Origin of the sequence: Acrocarpospora sp. B8E8 (genome assembly GCF_039871605.1) — a bacterium.
Taxonomy (GTDB): Bacteria; Actinomycetota; Actinomycetes; order Streptosporangiales; family Streptosporangiaceae; genus Acrocarpospora; species Acrocarpospora macrocephala.
Map to the genome: position 1 here is coordinate 111469 of NZ_JBDPLV010000011.1, position 20407 is coordinate 131875.

At 69.6% G+C, this 20407-nt stretch carries 14 protein-coding genes; 3 read left to right on the forward strand and 11 right to left on the reverse strand.

Going from position 1 to position 20407, the window contains the following annotated elements; all coding sequences use genetic code 11:
• Positions 1-234: 234 nt before the first annotated feature.
• Both ABGB08_RS13000 and ABGB08_RS13005 read left to right on the forward strand, forming a co-directional pair.
• Entirely contained in the window at positions 235-2922 is a 2688-nt protein-coding gene (locus ABGB08_RS13000; RefSeq protein WP_347589946.1) for a glycoside hydrolase family 48 protein, read from the forward strand.
• Between the two features lie 125 nt (positions 2923-3047).
• Positions 3048-5405, forward strand: a complete 2358-nt coding sequence (locus ABGB08_RS13005) for a glycoside hydrolase family 9 protein (RefSeq protein WP_347589774.1) — start codon at positions 3048-3050, stop codon at positions 5403-5405.
• 126 nt (positions 5406-5531) lie between these two features.
• Here ABGB08_RS13005 and ABGB08_RS13010 read toward each other — a convergent pair whose 3' ends face one another.
• The 11 genes from ABGB08_RS13010 to ABGB08_RS13060 all read right to left on the reverse strand — a co-directional run bounded on the left by ABGB08_RS13010 (position 5532) and on the right by ABGB08_RS13060 (position 19785).
• Positions 5532-6548, reverse strand: a complete 1017-nt coding sequence (locus ABGB08_RS13010; RefSeq protein WP_347589776.1) for a hypothetical protein — start codon at positions 6546-6548, stop codon at positions 5532-5534.
• Between the two features lie 97 nt (positions 6549-6645).
• The gene (narI, locus tag ABGB08_RS13015) at positions 6646-7359 is read right to left on the reverse strand and encodes a respiratory nitrate reductase subunit gamma (protein ID WP_347589778.1); all 714 of its coding nucleotides are present in this window, start codon (positions 7357-7359) and stop codon (positions 6646-6648) included.
• Positions 7356-7964, reverse strand: coding sequence for a nitrate reductase molybdenum cofactor assembly chaperone (gene narJ, locus ABGB08_RS13020; RefSeq protein WP_347589780.1), 609 nt, complete (start codon positions 7962-7964; stop codon positions 7356-7358). Before narJ ends, narI begins: the two co-directional genes overlap by 4 nt.
• Positions 7961-9613, reverse strand: a complete 1653-nt coding sequence (gene narH, locus ABGB08_RS13025; protein WP_347589782.1) for a nitrate reductase subunit beta — start codon at positions 9611-9613, stop codon at positions 7961-7963. The genes narJ and narH overlap by 4 nt, the downstream gene beginning before the upstream one ends.
• A complete protein-coding gene (locus ABGB08_RS13030) occupies positions 9613-13260 on the reverse strand; it encodes a nitrate reductase subunit alpha (protein ID WP_347589784.1) in 3648 nt (1215 codons plus the stop codon). The genes narH and ABGB08_RS13030 overlap by 1 nt, the downstream gene beginning before the upstream one ends.
• Positions 13261-13277: 17 nt before the next feature.
• Complete coding sequence (locus tag ABGB08_RS13035) at positions 13278-14465, reverse strand: MFS transporter (RefSeq protein WP_347589786.1); 1188 nt, start codon at positions 14463-14465, stop codon at positions 13278-13280.
• 114 nt (positions 14466-14579) lie between these two features.
• Positions 14580-15017 (reverse strand): hypothetical protein, encoded by a 438-nt coding sequence (locus ABGB08_RS13040; RefSeq protein ID WP_347589788.1) that lies wholly within the window; start codon positions 15015-15017, stop codon positions 14580-14582.
• Positions 15014-17560 (reverse strand): multicopper oxidase domain-containing protein, encoded by a 2547-nt coding sequence (locus ABGB08_RS13045; protein ID WP_347589790.1) that lies wholly within the window; start codon positions 17558-17560, stop codon positions 15014-15016. Before ABGB08_RS13045 ends, ABGB08_RS13040 begins: the two co-directional genes overlap by 4 nt.
• Positions 17561-17572: 12 nt before the next feature.
• The gene (locus ABGB08_RS13050) at positions 17573-18757 is read right to left on the reverse strand and encodes a globin domain-containing protein (protein WP_347589792.1); all 1185 of its coding nucleotides are present in this window, start codon (positions 18755-18757) and stop codon (positions 17573-17575) included.
• A gap of 74 nt (positions 18758-18831) precedes the next feature.
• On the reverse strand, positions 18832-19275 hold the full coding sequence (locus ABGB08_RS13055; protein WP_347589794.1) for an Rrf2 family transcriptional regulator: 444 nt from the start codon (positions 19273-19275) through the stop codon (positions 18832-18834).
• Between the two features lie 33 nt (positions 19276-19308).
• Positions 19309-19785: a hypothetical protein gene (locus tag ABGB08_RS13060; RefSeq protein WP_347589796.1), complete on the reverse strand. Its 477-nt coding sequence runs from the start codon at positions 19783-19785 to the stop codon at positions 19309-19311.
• Between the two features lie 177 nt (positions 19786-19962).
• Between ABGB08_RS13060 and ABGB08_RS13065 the strand changes: the two genes are divergently transcribed.
• On the forward strand, positions 19963-20181 hold the full coding sequence (locus ABGB08_RS13065; RefSeq protein ID WP_347589798.1) for a hypothetical protein: 219 nt from the start codon (positions 19963-19965) through the stop codon (positions 20179-20181).
• The last annotated feature ends 226 nt before the right edge of the window (positions 20182-20407 follow it).

A 20407-nucleotide genomic window follows, 5' to 3' on the forward strand; every position in this document is an offset into this window, starting at 1 on the left:
ATGTTCGGCAACGACCGATTGACATCACCGAGGCGCTCCCGACAATTCTATGTGGGAGCGCTCCCATCTTATCAAGGCCAGCTGGACCTCGATCCGCATTGGTTCGAACAGGTTTTTCGTGTCCGATGCACCCCGACGTACTTTGGAGAACCCTCACTAATGCGCAAAAGAGCTCTTGTAACGGGAGCGCTCCCACGCACGCGGCGACGCGTCGTGTGGGCTGCCGTGATCACGATGTGTGCCGGCGTGCTGACCGGCCTGGCGCAGACGCCCGCGTCCGCCGCCGTGGCCTGCGACGTCACGTACACCTCGAATGACTGGACTTCAAGCCCTGGCCAGGGCGGGTTCACCGCCGCTGTCACGATAAAGAACACCGGGGACCCCATCTCCGCTTGGTCGCTCACCTTCGCCTTCCCGGCGAACCAGCAGCTGACGCAGGGCTGGTCCGCCAACTGGACGCAGTCCGGGACCGGCGTGACCGCCACCAACATGCCGTGGAACGGCAGCCTGCCGACGAACGGCACCACCAGCCTCGGCTTCAACGGCACCTGGACCGGCAGCAACCCGAAGCCGACCTCGTTCAAGGTCAACGGCGTGACCTGCGGCGGAGCACCCTCGCCGTCGCCGTCACCGAGCCCGTCGCCGTCGCCAAGCCCGAGCCCGTCCCCCAGCCCATCGCCCAGCCCGTCGCCGCAGCCGGACGGTTTCGTCTCGGTGGCGCCGACCTCGCTGGTGGTGCCGGAGGGCGGCAACGCCACGACCGCGGTGAAGCTCTCGCTCCAGCCGAACTCGAACGTCACCGTGACCGTCACCAAGCAGAGCGGCGGTGACGCCGACCTGTCCGCGGCGCCCACGACGCTGGCGTTCACCCCCGCCAACTGGAACCTCGCCCAGAACGTCACCATCTCGGCGGCCCAGGACGCCGACAGCACGGGCGGCTCGGCCACGTTCACCTTCTCGGCCACCGGCGGCGTCTTCTACTTCTCGACCCCGCTGACCGCCACCGAGGCCGACGACGAGCCCGGCGGCACCAACGCCTACGTCCAGCGTTTCACCACGCTCTACAACAAGCTGCACGACCCGGGCAACGGATACTTCTCCCCCGAAGGCGTGCCGTACCACTCGGTCGAGACCTTCCTGGTGGAAGCGCCGGACCACGGCCACGAGACCACGTCGGAGGCCTACAGCTACTACCTGTGGCTGGAAGCGGTCTACGGCCAGGTCACCGGCGACTGGAGCAAGTTCAACGCGGCGTGGGCGTCGATGGAGAGATACATCATCCCCGCCACCGCCGACCAGCCCACCAACTCCTTCTACAACCCGGCCAAGCCCGCCACGTACGCCGGAGAGTGGAACGAGATCAACAAATATCCCACCCAGATCGAGTCGGGCGTCTCGGTCGGCGTGGACCCGATCGCCAACGAGCTGAAGACCGCCTACGGCACCAGCGACGTCTACGGCATGCACTGGCTGCTCGACGTCGACAACACCTACAAGTTCGGCCGCTGCGGCGACGGCACCACCAGGCCCGCCTACATCAACACCTACCAGCGCGGCCCGGAGGAGTCGGTCTTCGAGACCCTCCCCCAGCCGTCCTGTGACACCTTCCGCCACGGCGGCCCCAACGGCTTCCTCGACCTGTTCATCAAGGACGGCTCGTACGCCAAGCAGTGGAAGTACACCAACGCCCCCGACGCGGACGCCCGCGCGGTCCAGGTGGCCTACTGGGCGCAGACCTGGGCGAAGGCCCAGGGCAAGGAGTCGCAGATCTCGGCGACCATCGCCAAGGCCGCCAAGATGGGCGACTACCTCCGCTACGGCATGTACGACAAGTACTTCAAGAAGCCGGGCTGCACCAGCACCTCCTGCCCGGCCGGCACCGGCAAGGACAGCTCCAACTTCCTGCTCTCCTGGTACTACGCCTGGGGCGGCGCGACCGACAGCTCGGCCGGCTGGGCCTGGCGGATCGGCTCCAGCCACAACCACGCCGGATACCAGAACCCGCTGGCGGCCTGGGCGCTGTCGAACGTGACCGAGCTCAAGCCGAAGAGCCCCACCGGCGCGGGCGACTGGGCCACCTCGCTCACCCGCCAGCTGCAGTTCTACAAGTGGCTGCAGTCGGATGAGGGCGCGATCGCGGGCGGCGCCACCAACAGCTGGGAGGGCCACTACGCGGCCCCGCCGGCCGGGCTGCCCAAGTTCCACGGCATGGCCTACGACTGGCAGCCGGTCTACCACGACCCGCCGTCCAACCAGTGGTTCGGCTTCCAGGCCTGGTCGATGGAGCGGGTCGCGGCCCTCTACAACGCCAGCGGCAACGCCGACGCCAAGGCGATCCTGGACAAGTGGGTGGCGTGGGCGATGGCGAACACCACGATCGCCGCCGACGGCACCTACCAGATCCCGTCGACGCTGCGCTGGACCGGGCAGCCGGCCGGCGACTGGTCGGCCACCACGGGCATGCCGCCCGCCAATCCCGGCCTGCACGTCACGGTCGCCGACCACACCACGGACGTGGGCGTGGCCGGATCGTACGCGAAGGTCCTGATGTACTACGCCGCCCGGGCCAACCATACGGGCGCGAAGAACATGGCCAAGGCGATCCTCGACGGCGTCTGGAAGTTCCAGGACGCCAAGGGCGTCTCGGTCCCGGAGACGAAGGCGGACTACAACCGGATCGACGACCCGGTCTACGTCCCGGCCGGGTGGAGCGGCACGATGCCGAACGGCGACCCGATCAACTCCAGCTCGACCTTCATCTCCATCCGCTCCTTCCTGAAGAACGACCCCGACTGGCCCAAGGTCGACGCCTTCCTGAAGGGCACCGGCCCGGCACCCACGTTCAACTACCACCGCTTCTGGGCGCAGGTGGACGTGGCCGTGGCGATGGGCGAGTTCGGGCGGCTCTTCCCGAACGGTTAATCCCGCCTGAGGGCGGCGGTCCCTGACCGGCCGCCGCCCTCCTTACCCCCAAAAGCCGGGGCGCGACGGCGCCTGACCCGCTGTCGCGCCCCTGACCCCCCTCCGGTACCGGTAAGGACGCTCCGATGCGCCGAACGCTCCGCGTCGCGGTGGTGGCCCTGATCGCCGCCACGACCCTCCAGCCCAGCTCCGCCTCGGCCGCCGTCTTCAACTACGGCGAAGCCCTGCAGAAATCCCTGTTCTTCTACGAGGCCCAGCAGTCCGGCGATCTGCCCAGCTGGAACCGCGTCGGCTGGCGCGGCGACTCGGGCCTGACCGACGGCCAGGACGTCGGCCTGGACCTCACCGGCGGCTGGTACGACGCCGGCGACCACGTCAAGTTCGGCCTGCCGATGGCGGCTTCGACGACCATGCTGGCCTGGGGGGCGGTGGAGTACCGCTCCTCGTACGGCACCCAGCTGACCCACCTGCTGAACAACCTGCGCTGGGTCAACGACTACTTCATCAAGGCCCACCCGTCGGCGAACGTGCTGTACGGCCAGGTGGGCAACGGTGGCCTGGACCACGCCTGGTGGGGTCCGGCTGAGGCGATGGCGATGAACCGCCCGGCGTACAAGATCGACGCCAGCTGCGGCGGGGCCGACCTGGCCGGGGAGACGGCGGCGGCGATGGCGGCCTCCTCGATGGTGTTCAGGCCGACCGATCCTGCGTACGCGAACACGCTGCTCACGCACGCGCGGCAGCTCTACACCTTCGCCGACACGGTCCGCAGGGCCTACAGCGACTGCATCACCGACGCGAGCGGCTACTACCGTTCGTGGAGCGGCTACAACGACGAGCTGGTGTGGGGGGCGCTCTGGCTCTACCGCGCCACCGGCGAGGCGTCCTACCTGGCCAAGGCCGAGGCGGGGTACGCGAACCTCGGGACCGAGCCGCAGAGCACCACGAAGTCGTACAAGTGGACGATCGCCTGGGATGACAAGTCCTACGGGGCGTACGTGCTGCTGGCCAAGCTCACGGGCAAGCAGCAGTATCTGGACGACGCCAACCGGTGGCTCGACTGGTGGACGGTCGGGGTCAACGGGCAGAAGGTGGCGTACTCGCCGGGCGGGCAGGCCGTGCTGGACCGGTGGGGTTCGCTGCGGTATGCCGCCAACACCGCGTTCGCGGCGCTGGTGCACAGCGACTCGATCACCGACGCCACCCGCAAAACCCGCTACCACGACTTCGCCAAGCGCCAGATCGACTACGCGCTCGGCGACAACCCGCGCAACTCGTCGTACGTGATCGGGTTCGGCGCCAACGCCCCCAAGAACCCGCACCACCGCACCGCTCACGGCTCCTGGACCGACCAGATGACCAACCCGGTCGAGACCCGGCACACCCTGTACGGCGCGCTGGTCGGCGGCCCGCCCGACCCGAACGACGCCTACACCGACAAGCGCGACGACTTCGTGATGAACGAGGTCGCCACCGACTACAACGCCGGTTTCACCAGCGCCCTGGCCCGGTTGTACGGCGAGTTCGGCGGCACCCCGCTCGCCAACTTCCCGGTCGCCGAGACCCCGGACCCGGCGGAGATCTTCGTCGAGGCGTCGGTGAACGCGGCGGGCACCAACTTCACCGAGATCAAGACGATGGTGCGCAACCAGTCGGGGTGGCCGGCGCGGGTGCTGAGCAACGGCTCGTTCCGCTACTACTTCACCCTGGACGGCGACAGCCAGCCCGCCGACATCACGATCACGGCCAACTACAACCAGTGCCGCCCGCCGTCGGGCATCGCCCAGCACTCGGGCCGGATCTACTACGTGACCATCGACTGCACCGGGCAGATCATCGCCCCCGCCGGGCAGTCGCAGCACCGGCGTGAGGTGCAGTTCCGGATCGCCAGCACCAAGCAGTGGGACCCGACGAACGACTGGTCCTACACCGGGGTGTCCACGACGCCCGGCTCCACGCCGGTCCGCGTGAACAACATCACCCTGTGGTCGGGCACCACGAAGATCTGGGGCAACCCCCCAGGCAACCAGCCTTCCCCGTCCCCTAGCCCGTCCCCGTCTCCCTCTCCGTCACCCTCCCCCAGCCCTTCGCCCTCGCCCTCGCCCTCGCCGTCGCCAAGCCCGTCACCGTCGCCCAGCCCCAGCCCGTCGCCATCCCCGTCCCCATCTCCGGGTACGAAGGCGTGCGTGGCCACCTACCGGATCACGAACCAGTGGCCCGGCGGATTCGGCGGCGAGGTCGTCGTGCGGAACTCCGGCTCGGTCGGCATCACCGGCTGGACGGTCCGCTGGACCTTCGCGAACGGCCAGACCATCAGCAACCTGTGGAACGGCACACCCACCCAGACCGGCGCGAACGTCTCGGTGCGCGACGCCGGGCACAACGGAACCCTCGCCGTCAACGCCACCGGCGGCTTCGGCTTCAACGGCACCTGGTCCGGCACCAACACTGTCCCCGCGGCCGTGACCTGCACGCCCGCCTGACCCCCGAGCCGCCCGCCTTCCCCTAGAAGGACCCCTCTGGGGGAGGCGGGCTCCGGGTCCATCGGGACCCCAGCACGCCAAAAGGCGGCCTCCCCGGGCCACGGGAGAGGCCGCCTGCTCATGGGACTAGCGGACCTGGACGAAGACCGGGTTGGAGTAGAACCACAGGTCCTCCCACGGGCTCTCCAGACCGTCGGCGGTGGGTTCGGCCTCGTCGGTGCTGGTGCCGCGGACCCGGGCGTAGAGGTCGGTGCGCAGGCCGTCCATGATGTCGCCGTAGTCCTGCCTGGCCAGCACGTAGGTCTTGCTGTACTCGCCCGGCCAGAAGTCGGAGCCGCCGCGGGTCCAGTGCACGTGCGAGTCGGAGGTCACGGTGATCCACCAGCGCCGGCCCTCGCCGAGCAGCGAGTCCCACAGGCCGCCCACGCGAGCGGTCATCTGGTCGTAGCCGCCGTAGGTGGGGTGGTTGCCGTACCCGCCGCGGGCGCCGCCGTTGAGCGGGCCCGCCTGGTGGCCGGGAGCGCCCTCGAAGCCGACGTAGATCTCCGGTGCGAGGTTGTTGCCGTTGCGGAACTCCCGGGGCGTGTCCTGCCCGTAGACACCCAGGCCGGTCGCGGACCGCGCGGCGTGGTGGGCGATCACCAGCGGCTTGTGTCCCATGCCCTTGGCGGCGGTCAGGAACTCGATCACGTCGGGCACCAGGATGCGGGAGCGCAGCAGGTCGGGGTAGGCCTGCTCCAGGTTCACCTTCGAGTGCGTCGGACCGCCGTGGTCGGTGCACATCGCCCAGGTCAGGCCGAAGTGCTTCGCCATGATCGCGTTAGTGACGATCGGGTAGACGGCGTCGGCGCCCTTGCTGAACCTCGGCGGGTTGACGGAGGCGTCGAAGTCGCCGCTGGACTCGGAGTGGATGTGGTGGTCGCCGGCGCGCCACACCCGGTTGCGGGAGTCGCCACGCCTGCCGTCGTTGTCGTCATGGTCGTGCGCCAGCGCCGGGCCGGTGGCCACCAGCGGGCTCGCGGCGACCAGCGGGCTCGCGGCGACCAGCGTCGCGCCGACGCCCGCGTACCTGACCAGCTGGCACCGCGAGATCGCCGAGCCCTCGGATCGCCTCCGACAACGGCAGGGTGGCGGCACCGTCATTCGGCACCCAGGACGGCGTCTCGTACATGTTCTACGAGGCCGGGCCGCGGCTGAGCGCGCGCATCCGCATCGCCCGAGCCGTCTGAGACAGGCGTGATCAGGAGCGGTTGATGGGTTCCCAGCCGCGTTGTGGAGTGCGGGCGTCGCGGCTGCGGTAGACGATGTAAGGGCGGGTGAGATAGCCGATGGGAGCGGTGAGCATGTGGACCAGGCGGGTGAAGGGCCAGATCGAGAACAGCAGGAGTGCGCTGAGCGCGTGCAGTTGGAACAGCACCGGGGCGTCGGCCATCAGCTCGCTCTCCGGTTGAAGGAAGAAGACCGAGCGGAACCACGGTGAGATCGTCGTGCGGTAGTCGTACCCGCCGCCGATGATGTTGGCGGCGACGGTGGCGGCCAGGCCGAGCACGATGACCAGGGCGAGGACCGCGTACATCAGCTTGTCGTTGCGGGTGGTGGCGGTGAAGACAGGTCCCACCGTACGGCGGCGGTAGATGAGGATCGCCAGCCCGGCGAGCGTGCAGACGCCCGCGATCGTGCCGAGCACGACGGCCGTGAGGTGGTAGGCCTCCTCGCTCACTCCGGCGGCCTCGGTCCAGCTCTTGGGGATCACGAGGCCGCCGATGTGCCCGAGGAGGACGACCAGGATGCCGAAGTGGAACAGCGGGCTGCCGATCCGCAGCAGCCGCGACTCGTAGAGCTGGGAGGAGCGGGTGGTCCAGCCGAACTTGTCGTAGCGGTAGCGCCAGATGTGGCCTAGTACGAACACCGTGAGGGCAACATAGGGGGCGACCACCCATAGCACCGTGTTCATCGTGGTCCTCCGAGCATGCTGTAGGGGTCCAGGCCGACTTCTTCGACCGGCGGCCCCGCGGCGGCCAGTCGTAGGGCGGCGGTGCGCTCGCGCAGGGTGGGTTCGGGGAGCGTGGCCAGCACCGCCGCGACGACGTGGGCGTACGGCGAATCCTCGCCCTCCAGGGCGTGCAGCAGTGTCTCCAGGCCGGCGCGGTGCTCGCGGAGCAGCCGTACCGCCTGGTCGGTGGCACCGCGCGCGGACAGCTCGCACACGACGGCCAGGTGGTCGGGCAGTTCGTCGCACGCGATCTCGAAGCCGGCGGCGCGGTAGGCGTGCTTGAAACGCAGCAGCGCCATGCCGCGCTTGCGGGTGTCGCCGTAGGCGTAATAGGTCAGGTACGGGCAACACCGGCGCTTGAGGTCGAAGGTCGCCACATAGTGTGCGGTCAGGTCGGGGAGCGGGGTGGCGGCCAGGTGGTCGAGGAAGGCGGCCAGCCTGGTCGCGGCCTCCCCCGGCGGGAGGTCGGCCACGATCCCGGCGAGCAGCGGCAACGCCTCGATCAGCCGCTCGTCGGGGTAGCCCAGCGTTATCGAGGCGGTCAGATGGACGGCGCGCGCGTTCACGAGTTGTCCTTCCGCTTCGGGAACAGCCCCTGGGGCAGGCCCTTGCCGTCCCAGTTGAGCAGATTGACCCGGCCTGCCCGGTCGGCCGGATCGACCAGGGCTCCGGTCTCCTGGCGGTCCTTGAGGGCGTGGAAGTTCTCCACGGCCACAGGCGCCGGCAGCCCGGAGGCCTCACCGAAGGGGCCGCCCATGCCGGGGCCGCCGTCGTAGTCGAGACTGCAGCCGGTGGCGAGTTCCTCCAGCTGCGCGCCCTGCTCGGCGTGAGCCTTGGGGATGACGTAGCGCTCGGCGTAGGGGGCGATGGCCAGCAGCCGGTACATCTCCTCGACCTGCGCGCCCGTCATGCCGGCCGACCTGGCGATCGACTCGTCAGGGTCCTTGCCGAGGTTGACGCGGCGCAGGTAGGAGCGCATCGCGGCGAGGCGGCGCAGCACGTTCCGCACCGGGGCGGGGTCGCCCGCGGTGAACAGCTCCGCCAGGTAGCCGATGGGGATGCGCAGGGCGTCGATGGCGCCGAACAGGTTGCCGGCGTCCTCGCCGTCGTGGCCGCTCCCGGCGAGGACGTCGACCACGGGCGACAGCGGCGGGATGTACCAGACCATCGGCATGGTCCGGTATTCCGGGTGCAGCGGGAGCGCGACGCCGTACTCGAAGATGAGCTTGTGGATCGGCGAGCGCCTGGCCGCGTCCAGCCAATCCTCGGGGATGCCGCTCGCCCGGGCGGCGGCGATCACCTCGGGGTCGTGCGGATCGAGCAGGACGCTTTTCTGCGCCTCGTACAGCGCCTTCTCGTCCTGCACTGACGCGGCCTCGGCCACCCGGTCGGCGTCGTAGAGGAGCAGGCCGATGTAGCGCAGGCGGCCCACGCAGGTCTCCGAGCAGACCGTGGGGATGCCCACCTCGACGCGGGGGTAGCAGAAGGTGCACTTCTCGGCCTTGCCGGTGCGATGGTTGAAGTACACCTTCTTGTACGGGCACCCGGTGACGCACATCCGCCAGCCCCGGCAGCGGTCCTGATCGACCAGGACGATGCCGTCCTCCGAGCGCTTGTACATCGCCCCGGAGGGGCAGGAGGCCACGCACGCGGGGTTGAGGCAGTGCTCGCAGATGCGTGGCAGGTAGAACATGAAGGCCCGCACGAACTCCAGCTTGACCTGGTCCGACACCTTCTTCAGGACCGGGTCGGCCGGCGCCAGCTCCGGGCCGCCAGCGAGGTTGTCGTCCCAGTTCGCACTCCAGGTGATCTTCGTTGGCTTGCCGCTGATCAGCGACGTGGGCCGGGCGACCGGGGTGTCCTGCTGGACGGGCGCGGAAAACAACCGGTCATAGTCGTAGGTCCAGGGCTCGTAGTAGTCGCCGATGGACGGCATCAGCGGGTTGGCGAAGATCGACAGCAGCCGGCGCAGCCGCCCGCCGGTCTTCAACTGGAGCCGACCGCGGCGGTTCAGCTCCCAGCCGCCCCGCCACTTCTCCTGGTCCTGGTACGTACGCGGGTAGCCCTGCCCGGGCCGGGTCTCCACGTTGTTGAACCAGACGTATTCGGTGCCGGCCCGGTTGGTCCACGCCTGCTTGCAGGTGACCGAGCAGGTGTGGCAGCCGATGCACTTGTCCAGGTTCATCACCATGGCGAGTTGGGCCATGACGCGCATCAGTAATCGACCTCCTGCGAGCGGCGCCGGATCACCGTGACCTCGTCACGCTGGTTGCCGGTGGGGCCGAGGTAGTTGAAGGCGAACGACAGCTGAGCGTAGCCGCCGATCAGATGGGTGGGCTTGATCAGCAGCCGGGTCAGGGAGTTGTGGATGCCCCCGCGCTTGCCGGAGGTTTCGCTGATCGGCACGTCCACGACCCGTTCCTGGGCGTGGTACATGTACACGGTCCCGGCGGGCATGCGGTGGGAGACGACCGCGCGGGCGACGACCACGCCGTTGCGGTTGACCGCCTCGACCCAGTCGTTGTCGCGGACGCCCACCCTGGCGGCGTCGTCCGGGCTCATCCAGATGGTCGGCCCGCCCCGGGACAGGGTGAGCATCAGCAGGTTGTCCTGGTATTCGGAGTGGATGGACCACTTGGAGTGCGGCGTGAGATACCGCACCGTGATGCCCTGCTCGCTGCTTTCGCCGACCCCCGGTTCGCCGAACATCGCCGTCATGTTCAACGGTGGCCGGTAGATGGGCAGCGCCTCCCCGGCCTCGTGCATCCAGTCGTGATCAAGGTAGAAGTGCTGGCGTCCGGTCAGGGTGTGCCACGGTTTGCGGTGCTCGACGTTGATGGTGAAGGCCGAGTAGCGCCGGCCGCCGCTCTCGCTGCCTGACCACTCCGGCGAGGTGATCACGGGCACCGGGCGGGACTGGGTGTCGGCGAAGGTGATGCGCCGGTGCTCGTCGGCCAGCCCGTCGAAGGAGGTTCCGGTGCGGTGGGCGAGCGTGGCGAAGCCCTGCGCGGCCAGGTGCCCGTTGGTCGTGCCGGACAGGGCCAGGATCGTCTCGCACATCTGGACGTCCCCGGCCAGCGAGGGCCGGCCCGCGGCGACGCCCTCGCGCACGGTCCCGTTGGTGCGGCGGAGCCGCTCGACCTCGGCTTTGACATCGAAGGTGACGCCCTTGGTGGTGGCGCCGAGCCGCTCTGCCAGCGGCCCGAGGGCCGCCATCTTCGCCGCGACCGCCGCGTAGTCCCGCGCCACCGTGACGATCTTGGGGAAGTTCCGGCCGGGCACCGGGGTCTCGCCGGTCTCGCGCCAGTCGCAGGTCCGGCCGTGCGGGTTGGCCAGCTCGTCCGGCGTGTCGTGCAGGAGCGGCACCGCCACCAGATCCGTGCGTGCGCCCAGATGGGTGCGGGCCAGCTCGCTGAAGGACCTGGCGATCGCGTGGAAGGCGGCGAAGTCGGTGCGGGTCTGCCACGGCGGGTCGATGGCGGGGCTGAAGGCGTGCACGAACGGGTGCATGTCGGTGGAGGACAGGTCGTGCTTCTCGTACCAGGTGGCGGCCGGGAGCACGATGTCGCTGAACAGCGTCGTCGACGTCATGCGGAAGTCCAGCGACAGCAGCAGGTCGAGCTTGCCCTGCGGCGCGTCCGCCCGCCAGGCAACGTCCGCGGGACGCTGCTCGGGCCCGGCTTCCTCGGCTCGTACGGCGGAGTCGGTGCCCAGCAGGTGACGCAGGAAGTACTCGTTGCCCTTGGCCGAGGAGCCCAGCAGGTTGGCCCGCCACACGGTCAGCACCCGAGGCCAGTTACGCGGGTCGTCGGGGTCCTCGCAGGCGAAGCCCAACCGGCCCGAGGCGACCTGCTCGGCGATGTACGGCCCCGCGTCCCGCCCGGCGGCCGCCACCTCGTCCGCCAGGTCGAGTGGATTGCGGTCGAAGGTCGGATAGGACGGCATCCAGCCGAGCCGTGCCGACTGCGACAGCAGATCGGCGGTCGCCTTCCCGGTGAAGGCGCCGTTGCCGAGCGGCGAGGAGACGGTGTCGGCGCTGTAGGTGTCGTAGCGCCACTGGTCGGTGTGCAGGTACCAGTAGGCCGTGCCGATCATCTGGCGGGGCGGGCGCGCCCAGTCAAGACCGAACGCCAGTTGCGCCCAGCCGGTGATCGGGCGGCACTTCTCCTGGCCGACGTAGTGCGCCCAGCCGCCGCCGTTGACGCCCTGGCAGCCGGTCAGCGTCGTGAGCGTCAGGAAGGACCGGTACATCGTGTCGGAGTGGAACCAGTGGTTGGTGCCCGCGCCCATGATGATCATCGAGCGCCCCCGGGACTCCTCGGCGTTGCCCGCGAACTCCCGGGCGATCCGGGTCGCCGTGGCCGCCGGAACCGAGGTGATCGTCTCCTGCCAGGCCGGCGTGTACGGCACCGCCGGGTCGTCGTACCCGGTCGGCCACTGGCCGGGGAGATCCTGCCTGGCCACGCCGTACTGGGCCAGCAGCAGGTCGAAGACCGTGGTCACCGGCTGGCCGCCCACCCGCCGGGTGGGGACGCCGCGGTGCAGCACCCCGCCGTCGGCCTGGTCGAACCGGGGCAACGCGACCGGCACGGCCTCGCTCCCCTCGCCGAGCAGTGTCAGCGTGGGGTCGATGTCGCCCAGGTCGAGGTTCCAGCGGCCCTGCCCCTCGGGCGAGTAGCGGAAGCCGAGCGAGCCGCCGGGCACCACGGGCTCGCCGGTCCGCTCGTCCAGCAGCACCGTCTTGAACGCCGCCTCCTGACCCTCCTCGCCGAGGTCGGCGGCGGTGAGGAACTTGTCCGGGACATACGACCCGTCGTGCTCGCGCAGCCGTACCAGGAACGGCAGGTCGGTGAAGCGCTTGACGTAGTCGGTGAAGTAGGGCGTCTGCCGCTCGACGAAGAACTCGTTCAGGATGACGTGGCCCATGGACATGGCGAGCGCGCCGTCGGTGCCCGGGTGCGGGGCGAGCCATTCGTCGGCGAACTTGGCCGCGTCGTTGTAGTCGGGGGCCAGCACGACGACCTTCTGGCCGCGGTAGCGGGCCTCGGTCATGTAGTGGGCGTCCGGCGTACGGGTGACCGGCACGTTGGAGCCCCACAGCATCAGATAGGCCGCGTCCCACCAGTCGGCCGACTCGGGCACGTCGGTCTGGTCGCCGAACACCTGCGGCGAGGCGACGGGCAGGTCGGCGTACCAGTCGTAGAACGACAACATCGATCCGCCGACCAGTGAGACGAACCGGGCGCCGACGGCGTGCGAGGCCATCGACATCGCAGGGATCGGGGAAAATCCGGCGACCCGGTCGGGGCCGTAGGTTTTGATCGTGTGCACGTGCGCGGCCGCGATGATCTCGGTGGCCTCGTCCCAGGTGACCCGGACCAGGCCGCCCTTGCCGCGGATGGACTGGTAGCGGCGGCGTTTGACCGGGTCGGAGGTGATCTCCGCCCAGGCCGCGACCGGGTCGCCCAGCCGTGCTTTCGCCTCGCGGTACATCTCCACCAGCACGCCCCGCGCATACGGGTAGCGCACGCGTGTCGGCGAGTAGGTGTACCAGGAGAACGCGGCGCCGCGCGGGCAGCCGCGCGGTTCGTACTCCGGCCGGTCCGTGCCGACGCTGGGGTAGTCGGTCTGCTGTGCCTCCCAGGTGATGATCCCGTCTTTGACGTAGACCTTCCACGAGCACGAGCCGGTGCAGTTCACGCCATGGGTGGAGCGCACCACCTTGTCATGACTCCACCGGTCCCGGTAGAAGACGTCACCCTGCCGCCCGCCGATCTGATGGAGCGTCCGCAGGTCATCGGAGACCTTGCCGGGACGCAGGTACCGGCCCAGCCGGAGCAGGGCGTCTTCCAAGTCCGTCATGTGTACTCTTCCTTCTTTCATGCCACGCTCAGGACGAACCAGCAGTAGACGAACGCTGCCAAGGCGACAGCCGCGAGGAGCATCAGGCCGATGGCGTAGGAGCCGGTGGCCTGGTAGATCAGTCCCATCACGATCGGCGGGAGAAACCCGCCCAGGCCCCCGGCCGCGCCGACCACGCCGGTGGCCGAGCCCACCATGCGCGCGGGCACCGCCTTGCCGAGCACCGCGAACACCGCGCCGTTGCCCAGGCCGAGTGCGGCGGCCATGGTCAGGAAACCGACCGTGGCCAGCGGCATCACCGGGCTGAAGGAGACGATGATCGCGCACACGAACACGGTGCCCAGCGCCCCGCTCAGCACCAGCCGTCCCCCGATCCGGTCCGCCAGCCAGCCACCGACCGGGCGCGCGAGGGTGGCGAGCAGGACGAACCCGGCCGCACGCGCCGCCGCGTCCGCGGTGCTCAGCCCGTAGGCCGCCTTCAGGTACAGCGGCAGGTAGACGCCGAACGCGACGAAACCGCCGAAGGTGATCGCGTACATCCCCGCCAGTTCCCGCGTGATCCGCAGCCGCGCGGCGGCGAGGAACCGGGTCAGGAACGGCTCGGCGGCTCCCGCGGCGCCCGGGGCGTTGCGCCCCACCGCGAGGAACGCCAGGCCGACCGCCACCAAGGCCACGGCGACCACGAAGAACGGCACCCGGCGCCCGAACTCGGTGGCCAGCCATGGGGTGGCGAATCCCGACACCGCCGTGCCGATGTTGCCCATCCCGAAGATCCCCAGCGCCAGACCGCGCCGCTCCGGGGGGAACCACGCGTTCACGTACGGCACGCCGATGGCGAAGGTCGCGCCGGTCATCCCCAGCAGTAAGCCGCCGATCAGCAGGGTGGGGTAGCTCTGGGCGAAGGCGAGGAACACCACGGGGACCACGCCCAGCAGGCTCGCCACGGCGAACACGGCGCGGCCGCCGTACCGGTCGGTCAGTCCGCCGAGCACGATCCGGCCCAGCGATCCGACGATGACCGGCACGGCCACCAGCACCGACACCGCCAGCGGGCTCAGCCCGAGCAACTCCTTGTACGTCGGGCCCAGCGGGCTGAGCAACGCCCACGCCCAAAAGTTCACCGCGAAGGCCGCCGTCGCCAGCACCAGCGCAGTCGTCCGGCCGCCCTTCGTAGTTAGCGGCGTGATCTTTTTGACGGTCGTCATCGTGTGTCAATCCCTCCGGCAGCAGGCAGACCTACCCTCAGGCCGCGACGTCATCCGATATCAGGGTCTTTGGTCCCATCGACGGGCTTAAAAGGCCCGTCGCACGGGCCCGGCTCAGGTGGCCGGCAGCGCCGTGGCCAGGAGGACGACACCGACCGAGCCCACCATGGCGGTGACCGCCATCGCCCGGGCGAGGCTGGGGTGTCCCTTGCCCGACGCCCATCCGTGCAGCCCCGCCGCGGCCATGACCACGCAGAACAGCACCAGCTTGGCGGCGAGCACCCGCCCATAACCGGGCAGGGCCAGCGAGGTCCAGGTCACTCCCTTGTGCCAGGTGATCGCCACGCCGGTGGCGATCTGCACCGGCAGGAACACCGCCCCGGTGAACAGCCCGAACCGGCGGCCGACCGCGCGCAGCACCTGGCCGCGCCGGTCGTCGTCCAGCATGCGGCGTGCCAGGGGCAGCACCACCAGCGACACCGTGAGCTGCCCGCCGACCCACAACGCCGCCGACAGCACGTGCAGGAACCGGACCAGCGACCACCAGGTCATGGCGCACCCACCGCGAACATCCCATGCGCCCCGGCTTCGGCGTGTCGCATGCTGTGATCGACGAGCGGGTAGTGGCCCGGCTCGGGGAACTCCAGCTCGACGAAGCCGCCCTGCGCGGGGGCCAGGTCCAGCACCTGCGCTCCGCCCGGATCGTGCTCGCGCAGCAGGTAGGCGCCTTCCTTGTAGACGGTGTCGAACGGCGCGCCCACCACGTGGAAGGCCGTCCCCGAGTCCGGCCCGGCGGCCACCATCCAGATCCGCACCCGCTCTCGGGCCTTTGCCGGAAGCGGGGCGTGGTCGTAGCCCGCAACGGTGCCGTCGAACATCCAGCCGTCCGGGCGCCCCTGGCGCATCTTGGCGACCTGGGCCTGGCTGCCCGGCTGTCCCAGGTAGAGCTCGCTCTGCACGAGGAGGTACTCCCGGTTCACGCGGGGGAGGTCCGGCGGGTCGATGACGACCGCGCCGTACATGCCATTGGCGATGTGCTGGGACATCGGCATCGTCGAGCAGTGGTACAGCCAGGCTCCGGCGAAATCGGCACGGAACCGGTAGGTCAGCCGCTGTCCGGGCTGGATCGTGCGCATCGGCTGGTCCGGGGCCAGCGCGCCGGCGTGGAAGTCGATGCCGTGCCCCATGGTGCCGTCGTTGACGAACGTCACCGTGAACACGTCACCCACCCGGCCGCGCAGCACCGGGCCGGGCACGGTCCCGTTGAACGTCCACATCCGCTGCCGGACGCCGGGGGCCACCTCCAGGTCCGTCTCCTGGACTCGGATCTCGACCTGGTGCTCCTTTTCCTGAGGCGCAGGCTGAAGGGTCGCGTCGTAGGGTTTCCACCCGGGTGACATGGATGCGGCGAGATCGAGGCTTTCGCCGGCGCTCGCGGTGTGGGCGGCATGCGATCCAGGATCGGATGCGGCCGCCACGCCCTTCGGCACGATGCGCATCGTCATGCCCGCGGCACTGTGCCCCGCCACGGTGCACCAGCCGTCGACCGCCCCGGCGAGCACGCCGACCTCGAGCCTGGCGCTTTCACCCGGGCCCAGCAGGGGGGTGCGCTCGCCCGTTGACAGCCGAAGGTCGTGGCGCTGGGCGTCGTTGTTGGTGACGTGGAGCGTCAGGCGCGTGCCGGGGGCGGCCTCGATGACGCCGGGCTGGATGCGCATCCCGATCAGCGTGACCTCGACAGTCTGCTGAGCGCCTGACGCGGTGACGGTCATGGACGGCGCGGAGCCGTCATAGTCGGCGACCACGATCGCCGCGCCGGTGAGCACGCAGCCCGCGACCACCCCGGCAAGCGCGGGAGATGCGACAGGTGTCCGCAGCCGCTCGCGGGTCAGGGCTGCCAGGGCCAGGGCCACGAACGCCGTGGCCGCGCCGAGCAGGGCAGCCCAGCCGAGCAGACGCACCTGCGGCGGCACCGGCAGGGCCAGCAGGGGCACCGCGAGATTGACCATCGCGAACCGGACCGTCCAGCCGCGCTCCAACAGCGCCGAGTTCTCCTTGAGTCTGGCGGGACCGCCCCCCAGCACCACAGGCAGCAGGTGGACCAGCGAACCGATCAGCGTCTGCGCCACGAATCCGACCAGCACCAGCGGCAGCAGCGGCTCCAGCGCGTCCGCGACCTCGCCGGGAGGCCGGGTAAACGTGATCACGAGATCCACGACGAGCGCGACCTGGAACCAGACGACGGCGGCCGCCAGCATCCACGCGGCCGGGGTGTGCGGCCGGCGCCGCCGTACGGTGTCGGCGAGCGGCGCCAGAGCCACGACCACGGCGGCCGCGTACACCGCCAGCCCCAGGACCGCGAGCCACCGCATGCCCAGCAGCAGGCCCCCGGTGGCCAGCGTAAGGCCGGGCACCGCCAGCCGCAGCGCCGCTCGGGAGGCCCTGCGGGTCAGCGCGGACATCCGCGTGCGCAGGATCGTCGGCCAGAGCGTGAACAGCGTGCCGAGCACGGTCAAACCCACCCAGCCGAACAGGTTCACCTGGGCGTGCGCCGCGTGCAGGGTGCCGGAGCCGACGTGCGCGACCAGCAGGCCGCCGAGGGTGCCACCGACCGCCAGCGTGCCACTCGCGGCGACGTACCAGGGGACGACGTGGCCGAACTGACCGGGCAACGCCCGCCTGGCCATCCCGGCCAGGGCGGCCGCGTGCCAGCCCACCGCTGCCACGACCGCTCCCGCTCCTGCCGCCGCCACCTGCCAGGGGCCGACCGCCGTGCCGTACTGTACTGCCAACGCGCCGACGTTAAGCGTGCCGAGACGGATGAGGCTTCGGCGCGGGTCCGGCTCCCTCGCGTGGAGCAGCGTGACCGCGAAGTGCTCGGTCCAGATGAGGATGGCGTTGCTGACCGCGCCCAGTAGGAAGACGTGGATCAGGAGCCAGCGGGGAGCGGGTAACCCCTCCTGCGCCAGCGCAGCCACGACCGTCAACCCAAGCCAGCACACCACGACCGCGTTCGCCCGCAGATGCCATGGCGCGCGAGGACGAGACGGCCCGCCCCGCGAGCGCGGCTTGATCGGCGCATCGACCGATGTCATGGGGGTTACCTCTCAGTCGAGGCCCAGGTCGGGGCCGAAGACCTCGTAGTGGATGCGGGAGGCGGGAACGCCGTACTGGAGGAGCTGAGCGCGCACCGAGCGCATGAACGGCACGGGTCCGCACAGGTAGGCGCGGGTGTCTTCGGGGATTTCGATACCCGACAGGTCGACCAGGCCGGTGCGTTCCGCCGGCCACGGCCCTTCGGGGTTCTCGTACCACACGTGGCTGGCCGCCTGGGGGATCTTCTCGGTGAGCAGTCCAAGGTCGGAGCGGAACGCATGGGTGCGCTCCGAGTGGTCGCCGTGAACCACGGTCACCGGCCGGATGGTGCTGGCGGCGGCCAGATGGGCCAGCATGCTGATCATCGGAGTGCAGCCGATGCCCGCTGAAGCGAGCAGCACGGGGCAGTCCTCGTCGTCGAGGACGACGTCGCCGAACGGTGCGCTCACACGGAGCACGTCGTCCTCACGGATGTTGGCGTGCAGCCAGTTCGACACCTCACCCTCAGGTGTGCCCGTGACCCGCTTCACCGCGATCCACCGGGCGGTGCCGTCCGGCGCGCACGACAGGCTGTACTGCCGGATCTGGCGTGCCCCATCAGGGAGTTCGACCTGCACCGAGACGTACTGGCCGGGCCGGAACGGGGGGATCGGGCCGCGGTCGGCGGGGCACAGCATGAAGGTCGCCACATCAGGGGTCTCCTCGATACGGCCGACCACCCGCCAGGGCCGCCAGACATCTCCGTCCGAGATCCCCGTCAGCGCGTACAGACGCGACTCCCGTGCGATCAGAGCGCCGGCCATCAGCCAGTACACCTCGTTCCACGCGGCGGCGACCTCGTCGGTGAGGCCGTCGCCGAGCACCTCGGCGATGGCGGCGAACAGGTGCCGGTGGACGATCGTGTACTGCTCCGCGGTGACGCCCAGCGAGGCGTGCTTGTGGGCGATGCGGTCGAGCAGCTGGTCGGGACGGTGTTCGGGATGGTCGATCAGCATGGAGGCGAAGGCCGCGATGGAGCCCGCCAGTGCGCGGCTCTGGGTGCCGTTTGACTGATTGCCCCGGTTGAACAGGTCTCGGAGGAGGTCGGGGTGGGCGGTGAACATCCTCTGGTAGAAGGCGAGGGTGATCTGCTCGATCGTCTCGGCGATGATCGGCAGAGTGGCGCGGACGAGGCCGGTGGACTGCTCGGACAGCATGACATCTCCTAAATATGCATATTAGATTCTTATTTTTGGCCGTAAATCCCCGGCTGACGTGGATGTTGATCTCGCTATCTGCGAGCGGGGGTGAGCAACCGGACCAGCACCGGTCGCGTGGGCTCGCTGACGAGGTCCTGTATGGTCAGCGGGTCAAGCGCGGCGTAGAACGCTTCCTGCGCCTCACGGAGCGCGCCGCGCAGACGGCACGCTCCGCGCAGGGGGCAGGGCGGCGAGTCTTCGCAGCCGACCACATCGCCCGGGCCTTCGAGTTCGCGCACCAGCCAGCCGACAGACGCCCGCCGGCCCCCGCTTGTGATCTCAAGCCCGCCACCTCGCCCGCGTTTCGCCTCCACCACCCCGAGATGCTGAAGCCGGCTCACCACCTTCGCGATGTGCGTATACGAGGCGGCTACCGACTCGGCCACCTCCCTCGACGTGGGCGTCGTCGCCCCATCGATGACCGCCAGACGCATAGTGACCCGCAACGCGAGATCGGTGAACTTCGTCAGCCTCACGATAGAACCGTATCAAAGTGGTATCTAAGACTCCTATTTGGGATGCCGGGGCTCCTTCTTGCCCATGTTCTCGGCCAGCATGTGGATGGCCGACTCGGGTACGCCGGCCAGGCGAAGGGCGTCGGCCAAGGGGAGCAGCGCACCGGCCTGATAGGCGGCCTGGTACGGCGAGTCGCCCAGGGCGGCACGTGCCGCGGCGGCGAGCTTCGCGGAGCCGGGCCGGGCGGCGCCCCGCAGCACCGTGGCGGCACCGAGGAGCCGCGCCGCCGCCGCGTCGTTCCCGGCCAGGGCCATTCCGGCGAGGGCCTCGATCGCTCGGGCACCTTCGGGTAGTGGCCCGGCCAGGGCCGCCTCGACGGCGCGTACGTACCAGACCCGGGCCTCGCCGACCGCCTGCTGGACGCGGTAGTCGCCCCGGTTGCACAGCAGGTCGGCGACGTCATCCAGCGCGCCGAGCCGCTCGGCGTATTGACAGTCGCCGCATCGTTGATGACACTTTGGTCGAAACACAGCGGAAACCCGCATGTTATAACAGGGTGCTCGTCGGCGATTGACCTGCGGCGCACGTCGCAGTGCGCAGAGCCATGCCGACGCTGCCACGCCAAGGAACCGTGCAATTGCCTGTTGATAACAGGAACGCGTGAAGATATTCATGTTATCGTTAACAATTCGACACTGTTGACAAAAATGTTAGCGCAAACATACTCGAATGGCCACCACCGGCACTGCCGTGATCGGGTGGCCGCCATCACCGGCACCGGCGAGACGGGCCAGGGAAACGGCCCCGGGATCAGCACCATCCTGGTCCCGGCCGGCACGCCCAGCCTGCTGATCGGGGAGGCTGCGCCGACGCATCCAGCGTGCAGGGCGGAAGCCGCCGAAACCGTGTCCGCTCTCTTCGCCTGACGTAGATCAGGCTGTGTTGCATCCCCGCGTTGCAACCCCGACATGAAGAAAGCCCCGCTGAGTAGGGCTTTATCTGTGTCCGAGGGCGGACACCTTCGATACGTACATGCTGTTCACGGCGTCCACCCGGCTCGTTCTCCCTGGTTGGGAGGGCTGAGCGGTGGTGGAACCGAGTACTTACGCCGTACGCCGAATCCCACATGTAAGACGATCGCAGGTGTCGCGC